Origin of the sequence: Vibrio sp. 10N.261.51.A4, assembly GCF_041471945.1 — a bacterium.
Lineage (GTDB): Bacteria > Pseudomonadota > Gammaproteobacteria > Enterobacterales > Vibrionaceae > Vibrio > Vibrio crassostreae_C.
Map to the genome: position 1 here is coordinate 1 of NZ_JBFRPJ010000106.1, position 13,667 is coordinate 13,667.

General features: G+C 45.0%; 13 protein-coding genes. 6 read left to right on the forward strand and 7 right to left on the reverse strand.

Translation table 11 applies throughout. The annotated features are described in order from the left end of the window. Nucleotides 1-152: 152 nt before the first annotated feature. The 4 genes from AB4384_RS21550 to AB4384_RS21565 form a co-directional block, all read right to left on the reverse strand. Nucleotides 153-1,511: a Na+/H+ antiporter NhaC family protein gene (locus AB4384_RS21550; RefSeq protein ID WP_048617068.1), complete on the reverse strand. Its 1,359-nt coding sequence runs from the start codon at nucleotides 1,509-1,511 to the stop codon at nucleotides 153-155. A gap of 189 nt (nucleotides 1,512-1,700) precedes the next feature. Further along, the gene (locus AB4384_RS21555) at nucleotides 1,701-2,465 is read right to left on the reverse strand and encodes a hydratase (RefSeq protein WP_048612850.1); all 765 of its coding nucleotides are present in this window, start codon (nucleotides 2,463-2,465) and stop codon (nucleotides 1,701-1,703) included. A gap of 206 nt (nucleotides 2,466-2,671) precedes the next feature. Further along, entirely contained in the window at nucleotides 2,672-2,977 is a 306-nt protein-coding gene (locus tag AB4384_RS21560) for a DUF3861 domain-containing protein (protein WP_017069212.1), read from the reverse strand. Nucleotides 2,978-3,010: 33 nt separating this feature from the next. After that, nucleotides 3,011-3,502, reverse strand: coding sequence for a DUF2798 domain-containing protein (locus AB4384_RS21565; RefSeq protein WP_372130091.1), 492 nt, complete (start codon nucleotides 3,500-3,502; stop codon nucleotides 3,011-3,013). Between the two features lie 97 nt (nucleotides 3,503-3,599). On the opposite strand from AB4384_RS21565, the gene AB4384_RS21570 reads away from it, so the two are divergent. Next, nucleotides 3,600-4,025, forward strand: a complete 426-nt coding sequence (locus tag AB4384_RS21570) for a MarR family winged helix-turn-helix transcriptional regulator (protein ID WP_372130092.1) — start codon at nucleotides 3,600-3,602, stop codon at nucleotides 4,023-4,025. A 111-nt stretch (nucleotides 4,026-4,136) separates the two neighbouring features. Here AB4384_RS21570 and AB4384_RS21575 read toward each other — a convergent pair whose 3' ends face one another. After that, a complete protein-coding gene (locus AB4384_RS21575) occupies nucleotides 4,137-5,198 on the reverse strand; it encodes an MBL fold metallo-hydrolase (RefSeq protein ID WP_372130093.1) in 1,062 nt (353 codons plus the stop codon). Between the two features lie 187 nt (nucleotides 5,199-5,385). Continuing rightward, a complete protein-coding gene (locus AB4384_RS21580) occupies nucleotides 5,386-7,170 on the reverse strand; it encodes an SgrR family transcriptional regulator (protein WP_372130094.1) in 1,785 nt (594 codons plus the stop codon). Between the two features lie 602 nt (nucleotides 7,171-7,772). On the opposite strand from AB4384_RS21580, the gene rimK reads away from it, so the two are divergent. Continuing rightward, nucleotides 7,773-8,678, forward strand: a complete 906-nt coding sequence (gene rimK, locus AB4384_RS21585; RefSeq protein WP_004740040.1) for a 30S ribosomal protein S6--L-glutamate ligase — start codon at nucleotides 7,773-7,775, stop codon at nucleotides 8,676-8,678. A gap of 32 nt (nucleotides 8,679-8,710) precedes the next feature. Beyond that, nucleotides 8,711-9,139, forward strand: coding sequence for a RimK/LysX family protein (locus AB4384_RS21590; RefSeq protein ID WP_004740039.1), 429 nt, complete (start codon nucleotides 8,711-8,713; stop codon nucleotides 9,137-9,139). 146 nt (nucleotides 9,140-9,285) lie between these two features. On the opposite strand, the gene AB4384_RS21595 is transcribed toward AB4384_RS21590, so the two are convergent. Next, entirely contained in the window at nucleotides 9,286-10,074 is a 789-nt protein-coding gene (locus tag AB4384_RS21595; RefSeq protein ID WP_017067276.1) for an MBL fold metallo-hydrolase, read from the reverse strand. Between the two features lie 202 nt (nucleotides 10,075-10,276). On the opposite strand from AB4384_RS21595, the gene AB4384_RS21600 reads away from it, so the two are divergent. From AB4384_RS21600 to AB4384_RS21610, 3 genes are all read left to right on the forward strand, one after another. After that, complete coding sequence (locus AB4384_RS21600) at nucleotides 10,277-10,879, forward strand: 2OG-Fe(II) oxygenase (protein ID WP_017071587.1); 603 nt, start codon at nucleotides 10,277-10,279, stop codon at nucleotides 10,877-10,879. Between the two features lie 304 nt (nucleotides 10,880-11,183). Beyond that, nucleotides 11,184-12,476, forward strand: a complete 1,293-nt coding sequence (locus AB4384_RS21605) for an extracellular solute-binding protein (RefSeq protein ID WP_017064900.1) — start codon at nucleotides 11,184-11,186, stop codon at nucleotides 12,474-12,476. Between the two features lie 242 nt (nucleotides 12,477-12,718). Further along, a complete protein-coding gene (locus AB4384_RS21610) occupies nucleotides 12,719-13,600 on the forward strand; it encodes an ABC transporter permease subunit (RefSeq protein WP_372130095.1) in 882 nt (293 codons plus the stop codon). Nucleotides 13,601-13,667: the final 67 nt, after the last annotated feature.

Sequence of the window (13,667 nt, forward strand, 5' to 3'; positions counted from 1 at the left end):
TTAAGTGAACGGCATTACCGTCTACATAGGCGGTTTTCTTGTATTTGAAGACGTACATTGAATTTTCAAGCCATGAGTTTCACGCACAAAAAAGCTCCTATTAAGGAGCCTTCTTATCAGAGCCAGTGAGCACTCAGTTTGGTCAATTGTTACTAAGCTTGAGCCACTTGACGTGCTGGGTGTTTAATAAACACAGCAACCACAGCCACGATTGCAAGAGCAAAACAGTAGTAAGAGTTAGACACGATCTCTAGCGGCGATAGGTTAAACACAGAGCCCAATAGCAATACCTGAGCACCGTAAGGCAATACGCCTTGAATCACACACGAAAAGATATCCAGCAAACTTGCAGAGCGGCGTGGAGACACATCGTTCTCTTCTGCTAATTGACGAGCAACACTACCAGAAACAATGATTGCTACCGTGTTGTTTGCCGTACATAGGTTTACCATTGATACCAAGCCAGCAATACCTAGCTCACTTGCGCGGCCATTCGCTTGCTTAGAGTGAGAAGAACCAAATGCACGAATCAAACCGCTCACTAAGTTAGTCAGAAACGCTAACCCACCTTGGCGACGCATCAGCTCACTCAAACCACCAATCAGCATCGACAGTAAGAAGATCTCTTGCATGTTGCCAAAGCCAGCGTAAATGTCTTGAGCGTAATCCGTCATACCGTAGTTCTCAACAGAACCTAGGCTCACCCCACCCGCTAGCAAGATACCGATCGTCAACACAACGAATACATTCATGCCCGATACCGCAAGGATTAGGATAGTGATGTACGGAAGGACTTTCAGCCATTCAATTGGGCCTGTTTCAGGAACTTGAGTTGCTGTGCTGTTGAAAGCAAAGATAACAATCGCGATAAGTGCAGCAGGAAGTGCAATACGGATGTTCTCTTTAAACTTATCTCTCATCTCACAGCCTTGCGAGCGAGTCGCGGCAATCGTGGTATCAGAGATGATTGAAAGGTTATCACCAAACATAGCGCCACTTAGCACCACGCCAGCAGTCAGAGGAATGCTCATGCCTGCAGAGTCAGCAATGCCGAGTGCAACAGGAGCAACCGCAGCGATAGTACCCATAGATGTGCCCATTGCGGTCGCAATGAACGCCGAAATAAGGAAGATGCCCGGCAGGATCATGCTCGTTGGGATAGCAGATAGACCAAGGTTTACCGTCGCATCCACGCCACCAGAAGCTTTAGCCACAGCAGCAAAAGCGCCCGCCAATAGGTAGATCATACACATTGCAATAATGTCTTTGTGACCCACGCCACCTAAGAACTGCTCGATCGCACGGTTCAATTTATCTTTGCTCAATAGCAACGCTAACATCACGGCAGGCAGAGCCGCAATCGGAGCTGGAAGCTGATAGAAAGCAAAATCGACGCCTTGTAGCGACAGGTATGTACCCACGCCAATAAACAGCGCAAGGAAAACGATCAGAGGGATAAGCGCCACTGCCGAAGGGGCAATTACCGCGTTAGAATTTTTTGAATTGGACATGGAACGACAACACAATAGAACAGGAAGGAGAGCAGACTAATATCACACTTAGAACTTGTCAACGTCTAGACGTCTAAACGCCTAATTTAATGCAAAGTAATAAGAACCCTATTGAGCATCACGTAATAAAAAAGGCTATTTACTCATCAGTAAACAGCCTTTCGATAACAGATAATACGCAGCTAGAAGTTAGCGTTTCTGTTTGAACGTTACTTGGTATTCGCCAATACCTTCATAATGGAAGGTCGTTGGTTTATCGAATTCCATTTCCACGATACCGCAGTAAGAGCCCGTGATAATGGCTTCACCCGCTTGGAAATCAACACCACGACGTGTCATGTAGTTAATCAGCCAGTAAATTGGGCTTGGTGGCAGTGTATTCGGGTGCTTACCGTCGAATGCTTGAACTTGCTCGCCTTGTGTCACTTCAATGCTGATCTCTGCAGAAGTGAACGCTTTTTCGCGATCAATCTCAGGGCCAATGAATAAGCCTTGGTTTACTAGGCCATCGGCCAGTTTTTCATAGAACTCAGCGCCGCTGTCATCCGCAAAACGAGACTGCATTAACTCAAGTGCCATGTGACAAGAACCAATCGCTTCGTTGATTTGCTCTTCGCTGTAGCCTTCTTGGCTTGCAGGCAGACTCTTAGCAAGCGTAAATGCAATTTCAGGCTCAACGCGTACCACGTCGTTGTCTGCAAATAGTTCACAAACTTCGCCTTGTTGAACGCTGCCCGAGAAGATTGGCGCAACAACAAACTTGTCTTCAGCCAGAGGAAGTAAGCACTTCCAACCGCCAACTTTATCGCTTTTCAAATCGATCATTGATGATTGGATCTTTAGCGCATCTTCCAAGTTATTCGGACGGTACTGTTCGTCCAATCTTGGTGCTTTGGTGCCTGCAACGCGACGACTCAACAGTTCTTCAGCTGCTTGTTTAAATACATTTGTCATATAATACCACCTTTAGTTTTATGACCAGTATAATATCGGATTTCTTAAAGCTTGAATAGACAATTCAACAACGGTGCTACACCGAAAATTCAGCCATCAATTTTCGCATATTCTAGACGCAAACAACTGAAATTATTTTGATTTAAAGACAACAAAAGCCAGTAAGTTCGTTACTGGCTTTTCGATGTGTTGCTGATGGTTAGGCTTTACTGCCCTTTCAAGGTCTTCTTGAGGTTTTGCATGAAGTCTCTGAAGTGAGGCATAAAATTAACGAACAAAGGATGCTTTCTATCTTGCATCATCAATGGGCCGAGTAAGCGGATACTCACACCCAGTCGTGCTGCTGATTGCTCATCTAAGCCGCTGTCTTGTTTGATCTTCTCAACAATCGCGAACATGTTTTCTCTGTCTTCAATTTCAAACTGCATGGTTTGAAGTTCGCGGTCTTCTTTAACGCTCACTTCTTCAATAGTGATGCGGTAGTTATTGTGTTTGCCTGTAAATGCTTTCATGTGGATCTCCTACAATGCTGTGAAATGTTTTGGCTAGCTCTTCATGAATCGTTCTAGCTTAGGTTTAACCGTCATCGACATTACGACCATGATCGTAAGGCCAATAGGAAGCGCGGCAATAAATCCATTAAACCATCCACTGGTAAACGCCGATGTATCCGAAAATCCAATATTATTTGCCGCTGTTACAAATGCCATCATGGACTCCATAATGAATGCCATGATCAGTCCTACGATCAGGTTGCGAACTTTCTCGCTATAAGTTGTGAACACTCTAGCAACGGCTTTGGTGACTAAAGCCATCATCACCGCGCCCATTGGCATCATGATCACGACAACAAGGGCTAACGAAGAAAGCCAGTTGCCAATAAATGCCTCGCCGAATCCGACATTCATGTAGGTCATCACGGCCGTTAAACTGCCGCCAATCGTTAGCATTAAGCTCATCATGACCAAAATTTTGTATAAAACCGGTGTGCCTTTTTGCTCAGGAAGAGTTGGCGTTAGAGTTGCTTGAATCGTCATATCTATTTCCTGTCTTGAATTTACGAACAATTAAGTTGATAATGTCAACTATAAATACAGTAGTTGATAATGTCAACTATATTTCTAAGGATCGTTTATGTCTGATAACACATCGCTAGAGTCTATCTTTCGTTTAGTGCACTCTTTGAAACGTCAAATGAGCCAACAGATTGAGAGCTTAGACTCAGAGATCGCCCCTATGAACATTCGTGTCATGAAGATCATTACCAAGAAGTCTCCATGTACCGCTATCGATATCGCACACTTCCTAGACCGTGATAAAGCACAGGTCACTCGGCTTATTAATGCCTTGATCAATCAGGAACTTGTGAAAAAGTCTCCGAACCCGGAAGACAAGCGCAGCCAGTTATTGGTTCTGACTGATAAGGGTCAAGAGATCATGAGTAAGGTCTCGGATATCGATCGAGACATGCTGAAGAAAATGACCAAAGGCATGACCGAAGACGAGTTAGAGCAATTCAGAAAAATTGCGAAGAAAATGGCGCAGAACTTAGAAAGCTGATCTTAAAAATAAAACGAAAAAACGCCACCGAATCGTAAAATCGGTGGCGTTTCGTGTATAAGTTGGGTTGTACAGCTTAGTGGTTTAGCTATGTCTATTTGGATGACAGCTCTAATTCGATGCTAGTTTCCACCATGCCTGAACAGGTACAGGCTCTGAGATCACCAAACGTTCACCCATCACCGGGCTTACCATTTGTACATCTCGCTCTTTGCTTATCGCCAGTGCTTGTTCCATTGGATCTTGCCAATCGTGCATAGAAAGGTCGAAGGTACTGTTGTGGATTGGCATCATCACCTTACCTTGCAGATCAATGTGCGCCTGAACACTCTGCTCTGGGAACATATGAATATCCGACCAAAGTGAGTTATACGCGCCCGTTTCAACCATGGTTAAATCAAACGGCCCATAGCGCTCACCAATCTCTTTAAAGCCGCTGAAGTAACCAGAATCACCGCTAAAGAAGACTTTCTTGTCTGAAACGTTAATAACCCAGCTACCCCACAGTGTTTGGTCACGATCAAGCAAGCCACGGCCAGAGAAGTGCTGTGTCGGCGTTAACGTGAACTCAATGTCTGAGGCCGTTGCCGATTCCCACCAATTCAACTCAATGATCTTCTCTTTATCCACGCCCCACTTTTCCAATAGTGCGCCCACTCTTAACGGCACTAGGAACGTACCCACTTTGTCGGCGAGCACCTTAACGGCGCCTTTGTCTAAATGGTCGTAGTGATCGTGGCTGATCACCACCACATCAATATCGGGTAGGTCTTGCAGTGTGATTGGTGTCGGATGAAAACGCTTTGGTCCCATCCATTGCACCGGTGATGCACGATCACTGAACACAGGGTCAGTCATCACTAACTTGCCATCTAGCTTCATCATCACACTTGAGTGACCTAAGCGGTACGCAACGTCTTCTGTCTCTTCGATCAATTGCTCGGCTGTCATCGGAATCAAAGGCAATGCAGCACGTGGCACTGGCTCATTTCTTTCCACGGTTACATACGCTTTCAAGATTGAAAAAATATCAGACATGCCCGATTTGTACTCTAACTCACTGTTAGCAAACTTCTTTGGAAGCTTATCTAGATTGTCATTTGATTGTGAACCTGTGCTTACGATAGCGACCACGGCAAGTACTCCTAAAATCGGTAATAGATATTTTTTCATTGGTATCTCTTCAACCGTTGGGAAAGACCCAACTCAAAAACTACACTGACTAGTTTACATACCAAAACCAAAAAGTAAACCACAGAGTGTAATTTTTAATTTATCTAGACGTAAGCGTGTCAAAGTCGATTTTGGAAAAACCGACTTTGAAAACGAGCTAACTTAGTTATTTAGTTAGTAAGAAAGGTTAATCAGCAGACCATACATTCTTGAAGTCTGGCCATCCCCAGTTTGTGATGGCCACGTTTTTCAGAATCCCTTGGAAACGAACGGTCTGTAAGTGGTGGAACATAGGCACTAACCAATAATCTGAGATCAGAGTAGACGCGATGGGTTCTAGCTCTGCCAAGTAATTAGGCAGTTCCACGGATGCTTTATGACTATCCAAGCGCTGCTTGAGCCAATCGCTGTTCATCTCTCCCAAAGCAGAGTGCAAAACAGGGTCGTTCATCATCCACGAGAACAGCGAAGACGGAGCATTGTCATCGAGGTTCAAGTTACACAGCACCAAGTCCTCCTTTAACTCGCCACTCTGAGATAACTGAGCCAATTCTCGAAAACTGTAGGTGTTCACCTCAACTTCCACACCATATCGTTTGAGTATGTCAGATACGCAAATCGCACATCGATACAACGCATAATAATCGTAAACCGCTATACTCATCTTTTTCGGCAGTTGTGTCTCTTTCGAAGGCGTTCGATACAATTTCTGCCAACTTGGCAGTATATTTTGAGCTAAAGAGACACTAAACAGACCCTTGTTATGTTCCAACTGTGACAAAATCGCTTGTGGGTTGGTCAGTTCTGAAAGGTATTTGCGCTGCTCATTATTTAGTGGGTTAGCCGCTGAGTTCTGATTGAACAGGATAAACAAGCATCCATCCTCGACTCGGCTACGAAGGCCGTCTGTGTCTGCTGAAACAAGTTCCGCATCGCTTTTTCCTAATTGATGGAAACAAGAAGAATTTCCATAAGGCGATACGTGCATTTGGCTGTCATCGAAACGAGCAGTGCCCGTCATTGATTCCTCAAACTGCCAGATAGTCACCTCATCGGTTAACGAGCGACAACCATAATAATGCTCAAATGCGGCGAGCTTGATTCGTTCATTATTGGTCTCAACCACTTTGAAGGGGCCGGTTCCAATAACAGCATGGGACACGGTACTTAATGGCGACGGTTCACGGGTGACTTGCGCTGCGGGTTGAATCGAATATTTAACGCCAGCAAGTAAACCAGCAAAGCCGGTATCTGCTTTGGTGAGTTGAAAGCTGATCCTCAATGGCTGCTCACTGTAAACTGAAGCGACATGGGCTAGCTCTGTCTGATAGAAAGGTAAGGTTTGCAACGCAGAAAACATCGAAACTAATTGCTTAGCATCCACAGGTTGCCCGTCATGGAAAGTAAGTCCCGGGCGCAGATAGAAAGTCCAAACCAGTTGCTCGGTGTCATATTCCCAATGGTGAGCTAATTCAGGCTTTAACTCACCTTTACCATTACACGTCACTAGGCAGCTAAAAACCTGTCTGATCAAAAATCGTTCGCTACTGCGGTGTATATGGTGCGGAAACAAATCCTCAAACTTACGCTTATAGGTTAATTGAACGTGCAGCAGCCCTTCACGCATGGTCGCGCCGGAAGTTTCTTGCAGTAAAGAACCAAACACAGCGCGGTCATTATCCAATATGGAAAGTGCTTTTTCGTACTGGCCCTGCTCTATCAGTTTACTTGCAACATGCTGCGCCAACTCTGAATTGCTAAAACGCAGTGTTAAGTTAGAGCGTTGATTCCTGCCAACTTTTGGCTCCCACACCACCCATTCAGCTTGATGCATCTTACCAAGTAAGGTTCGAGCGTGACGCAAGCTTGTAAACAGCATATCCGCTACTTCGGCTAGGGTGACTGAATGAGAAATGTTTGGCTCGAACGACTCTAGCCGCGTGTAGTAACGCATCATGTTTAGATCAGACAAATAATGAACCTTTTAAAGATAGTTCTTCCTAATTAAGCCCATTATAAAACACATTCATCAAAAAGTAGTGTAATGCGACCAAAACAGGAACAACCAATAAAAATAACATCTGTTTTTTAGTTCCTCTTAATTATCCATAATGAACGGGTCAGCAACAAACCATAGGTTGTAAATAAAGCCTAACCAGAGAGAGTAATGACCATGAGAAAATACTATCTTAACAAGCTAAAAAGCACCTGCAGTAAGCTCGAAAGAGAAGCACTACGAACACTTTTAGATCTATGTAACTGGCGTTATTAGTACACTTTTTAGCACCGAGTAAACGCGAGTTGGGTACAGCCTAATATGCTCCTACCCCCAATATGAGTTAGGTCTCAACTCGCTTTTCCATTCCAATTCCCCTCTCAAGCCTGCTGTACCAATAGCTCACACAATCGATAAATTTCCATTGTCGACTCGACAAATTTAATTCGTTTTCTTAGTTGAACGAAAAGCCTTAAGGTTCGCCCCGAAGCAAGCAAGGAGCCTCAGAAAAAACTGAAAGCTCAGCTAACAACTAATTTATTTGCAGTTACCAATCAGGTATTAACTAAGGAAACGCCATGCGTATCGCAATTCTTTCTCGCAACGAAAATCTATACTCTACCGCTCGTCTAAAGCAGGCTGGAGAAGCACGTGGTCATCAGGTCGATGTTATCGACACGTTGCACTGTGATATAGATATCGCGAGTAACAATCCGAAGATTCGCTACATGGGTGAAGAGCTACCTCAATACGATGCTGTTATTCCACGTATTGGCGCTTCCATTACCTTTTACGGAACTGCGGTTGTTCGCCAATTCGAAATGATGGGCACTTTTTGTATCAATGAGTCAGTAGCAATCAGTCGTTCTCGCGACAAACTGCGCTCACTGCAACTGTTGTCTCGTAAAGGTATTGGCTTACCAAAAACAGGTTTCGCTAGCCGCCCAGACAAAATTCAAGACCTGATCAAAAACGTAGGTGGCGCGCCACTTGTGATCAAGCTACTTGAAGGTACTCAAGGTATCGGTGTAGTTCTAGCTGAAACAAACAAAGCAGCAGAAAGCGTTATCGAAGCGTTCATGGGCCTAAAAGCGAACATCTTGGTTCAAGAGTTCATTGAAGAAGCAAATGGCGCAGACATCCGTTGTTTTGTTGTTGGCAACAAAGTAATTGCTGCAATGAAACGTCAAGCTGGTGAGGGTGAATTCCGCTCTAACCTGCACCGTGGCGGTACTGCTCAACTGGTTAAACTAACCAAAGAAGAGCGCGCAACAGCAATCAATGCAGCAAAAATCATGGGACTAAACCTATGTGGTGTAGATATTCTACAATCTAAGAACGGCCCAGTGGTAATGGAAGTAAACTCTTCTCCAGGCCTAGAAGGCATCGAGAAAGCAACGGGTAAAGATGTAGCAGACATGATTTTCGAGTTCATCGAAAAAAATGCAAAGCCAAACGCTAACCGTACTCGTGGCAAGGGCTGATTGAATACCGTTAACTCATGATTGGAAAGAAAATGAACAATAAAATGATCATAGGGAATACCGAAGCACTTTGCTTACCAGAGTTAGGGATAACTGGACTACATACACGTGTTGATACAGGGGCTAAAACCTCTTCTCTACACGTAGACAATCTACTATGTGTTAAATCAAATGGTGAGAAATTCGTAGAGTTCGACCTTCACCCAGACGTTTATCACCTAGAAGAGACAGTGCGCTGCAAAGCGAAACTGAAAACAAGTAAGAAAATCAAATCATCTAACGGCGAAGTTGAACACCGTTGTGTGATTGAGACCATGCTGAGAATCGGTGGCCAACAATGGCCTATCGATATCACGCTAAGCAACCGTCAAGACATGACTTACATGATGTTGCTTGGTCGCCAAGGCATGAGTGACAAAGTGATTGTTGACCCAGCGGGTGAATTCCTGCTGACTCACTAATCCGAGTCATCGTAACCGCTCCACAGGTTATAACTAAAGCTACTCACAACGATATAAGGCCAGTCTCATGACTGGCCTTATTGCTATCTATTTTTCTATTTCTACTTTCAGCTCTGAATACACGACTTTGCATTCAGACTTCTGATCTATTTCTTCGATTTACCATGAGATTGAAAACCAAATCGCCCAATCGATAAAAGTAATTTCTTGGTTTTGATTTTCGTCACTCGCCAATGTGTAACAGGCCTTCTTGGGGCACTCATCAGCAGGTGTTCAAAAGCCTTCTGACTGAAATCGACTTGCCCACCATGCGCCACCAGCAAGGTATCGAGCTGCATGTCATAAATGCGCGATACAGACGCTCGATACTTATTAGGGTGAAAGATAGGAAACGGCGGAATCAGCTTCTTCTTAACCTCGACCATTAAATCGGCCACATAAGCCACGCTGTGTGATGGGCAATAGACCGAGAGATCACGGTCGGTATGGCCCGGTGTTTCAAGAACCAACCAATCATCAAACCCTGGAATACTATCCCCATCAGACAGCTTGTAGTCCGGCTTTAACTTTCTTGAATACCATAGGTTTGCTTTAGGCTTGCCTAAGCGGTTCGCCATCCACCTAGCAAGCGCTAAGTCGGTCAGGTGCATCAAAATGCCATCGATGCCGTGATACCAATCTTTGTCTCTGTTTGCTGCCACCAAATGACAATTAGTCAGCTTTCTGAGCGTATGCGCTGCCCCTGCGTGGTCCGGATGCATGTGTGTAACAACCACAGTATGTAGGTCGCTAAATTCACGGCCAAGCTCATCTTCAATGAAAGCCCTAAGATGAGGAATATCCGCACGGCACGCACCATCAAGTAACAGCAACCTATCTGGGTACTCTACGAGATACATGTCTTGGATATAGCCTTTGATGGTATGCAGCTGCAAAACCGCTCCTTGTGATAATTCAACTGGTCAGACCTACACCATAGCAAACTCACATTTATTTGTAACAAATTTGTTAACTATAAAATCACATCAAAGTACCATGCTCTTCCGCTCTTTTATCGTGACGACAAAATACGTGATTTGTTGACCTAAGTTATTAGGACTATATATGCACCTCTAATTTATTGTCTGAGTGCTATACATGAACCAACTAATCGATGCTCTTTCTACCCAAGGTTATTTCGTTTGGGATGACTTCTTAACTCAAGAAGAAGTGGTGGCATTGAGGGATTGCATTCCAGAGAACTGGAAAAAGGCTAGGATTGGCCGTAACGATGAAGTAACGCGAGAGTCGACCATTCGTAGTGACAAGATTCAATGGGTGCGCCGCGATATGGGTCAGCCAGCATCTCTGTTCCTAGACAAAATGGAACAAATTCGTTTAGCGGCAAACCAAGCGTTCTTTTTGGGTCTGTTCGAGTACGAAGCGCACTTTGCTAAATACGAAAAAGGCGACTTCTACCAGAAGCACTTAGACTGTTTCAAGGGCAATGAAAACCGCCGCCTGACCACTGTGTTCTATATGAATGATGAGTGGACAGAAGAAGACGCTGGTGAACTTGTGGTTTACGACCTAAAAGACAACCACATCGCGACCATTCCACCAAAGTCAGGCCGCTTATTTGTGTTCTTATCTGAACAGTTCCCACACGAGGTACTGCCGACAAACACAGAGCGATTCAGTATTGCAGGTTGGTTCCGTATTAACGGCGTGAAAGACAACCAACTAGATATCGCACACTAGAACAAAGCCGATTATAACAAGCTCTAGCTTATTCAAAGCCTCTCCTTCGAGAGGCTTTTTTATGGAACAAATATTGAGCGAGTATTGAACAACATACCTCTTAAAAACCGCACGCAATAAATATTAAAACCATCAATAACTTTCTCTTAAATGAAATCGAAATGAATCTTTCATATCAGTGAAACGGTTTAGCCACTTAAGTGAAATACGCCCTGTTCAAGATAGCTTCAAACGACACCCCTACCGTCTCGTTAACACTCTAATCCAATACCTCGACATCGATTTCATCCAAAAGGAAACGAAGATGAATAAGCTAATTTTGGCAGGCGTTCTTTCTGCGACAGCGGCAATGCCAGCGTTCGCAACGACTCAAGTCACTTGGTGGCACGCAATGGGCGGCCAGCTTGGAGAAACAGTAAACAAAATTGCGACCGACTTTAATGCGTCACAAGATGATTACGAGATCACGCCAATCTACAAAGGTTCATACACAGAGACCTTAACAGCCGGTATCGCGGCATACCGAGCAGGTGAAGCACCCAATATTCTGCAAGTCTTCGATGCAGGCGCAGCAACCATCATGAACGCGAAAGACGTCGCGAAACCGGTACAGGATATTCTGGTTGAGTCGGGTTACAACTTTAATTCAAACGACTACCTAGCGGGCGTTCGTAACTTCTATGCCGACAACCAAGGCAAGATGGTTGGTATGCCTTTCAACAGTTCGACACCGGTTCTTTACTACAACAAAGATCTTCTCGCGGAAGTGGGTGCAGACGCGCCTAAAACTTATGAAGAACTAGAAGTGGTCGCTAAGAAACTGAAGGCTGAAGGACACATCGCGTTTTCTCAATCTCTGACGCCGTGGATCATGTTCGAGAACTTTAAGTCTCGCCACAACCTGCCAGTCGCAGATCAAAACAACGGCTACGATGGCTTGTCCACTAAGATCATGTTCAACACCAAAGACATGATGATGCACGTTAGCAAGATGAAAGAGTGGTCAGATCTAGGTTACTACAAGTATTACGGCAGCGACTGGGATGCAAACCAAACCCCTTTCGAGCGCCAAGAAGTGGCGATGTGGATGGGTTCTTCAGGCTCATTCGGTGGCTTACGTAACCGCGTACCTTTCGAACTCGGCACCACATACCTTCCATACTGGAAATCGGTTAACCCAGACGCAGGCTTAACCTTCATTGGCGGCGCAGCTCTGTTTGCACTCAATGGCCATGACCAACAACAAGACAAAGGTGTCGCAGCGTTCTTTGATTACCTGACTAAGCCTGAAACTCAAGTCTACTGGCACAAAACCACTGGTTATGTACCTGTAACAACGGCTGCCTATGAGCTAGCGAAAGAGTCTGGCTACTACAACGAACAACCAGATGCAGAAGTGGGCGTTAAGCAGCTAAGCCTAAAATCGGGCGAATGGACTAAGGGCTACCGCTTAGGTTACTACCCTCAAATTCGTGAAGTGATGCATCGTGAGTTCGACAATATCTTCGCTGACCGCTCTAGCGTCGAGAATAGCCTAGATAAAGTCGAAGATGAGAGCAGCAAACTGCTGAAACGCTTCGCTCGTACGATGAACTAATTTGGCTTTTTAACCAAAGCAGATTACTGAGCTAAAGGCTTAACAAACCAAAGCCGTTCATTGCTCCTCACCACTTGTCACTGCGTCATTAAAAACGTAATGGCAAGGAGTGAGGAGATTCTTCACTAGCGCCATTTCTTGCTCCAAAAACTACAACTCAACTGGATGCATTCCTTTGCTATAGCGCTAGTGCTCACCGTAACTAACAGTGATAACAGTCACTAATTTTTGGGGATTACCCTGTGGAACGACGTCAGCAATTCTTTCACTCTCCGCTGCCTTACCTATTTTTGGCGCCTCAGATACTCATCATTGCGGTTTTCTTTATCTACCCTGCGGCAAAGGCAGTTTACCTGTCCTTCATGCTAGAAGACCCTTGGGGCGCCTCATCGATATTCGTATGGTTCGAAAACTATCAGATGCTATTCGAATCGAGCGAGTATCTGAACTCGATTGGCTTCACATTAATGTTCGCAATCGTGGTCTCTTTCTTATCGCTTGCCTTAGCGCTACTGCTCGCGGTTAAAGCCGACAACATCATTCACGGACAAGGCGCTTACAAGGTCACTCTCACTTGGGTTTACGCGGTTGCCCCTGCGATTGCAGGCGTAATCGGTGCTTTCTTGTTTAACCCACATATTGGCGTGTTTGCCGAGATATTTGCGGTTATAGGTTGGGACTTTAGCTTCCAGACCGACCCTTTGGATGCCACGTTTGCTCTGATTTTGGTTTCGGTTTGGAAACAGGTTTCGGTGAATTTCATCTACTTTCTGGCTGGGCTTCAATCGATCTCTTACGCCGTAAAAGAAGCGGCGATGCTCGATTGTGTCAGCGACTCGAAACGTTTCTGGACCATTACTTTCCCGCTACTCGCACCTACAGGCTTCTTTCTTCTGGTCATCAACCTCACCTACTCGTTCTTTGAAACCTTTGGCGTGATGGACACCATGACCAATGGCGGCCCAGGTGGCGGCACAACGTCGTTGGTGTACAAGGTGTATCGAGATGGTTTTGTTGGCGCAGATTTAGGCGGCAGCTCCGCACAATCTGTTGTGCTGTTACTGCTGGTCCTCACTCTTACATTTATCCAGTTCCGCGTTGTAGAAAAGCGTGTTCACTATTAACCCTTCAATCGCGCTACTTATCGGCAATAGAGAGCAACCACCAGTGAAAGCCAAGCGTGCAATGAAT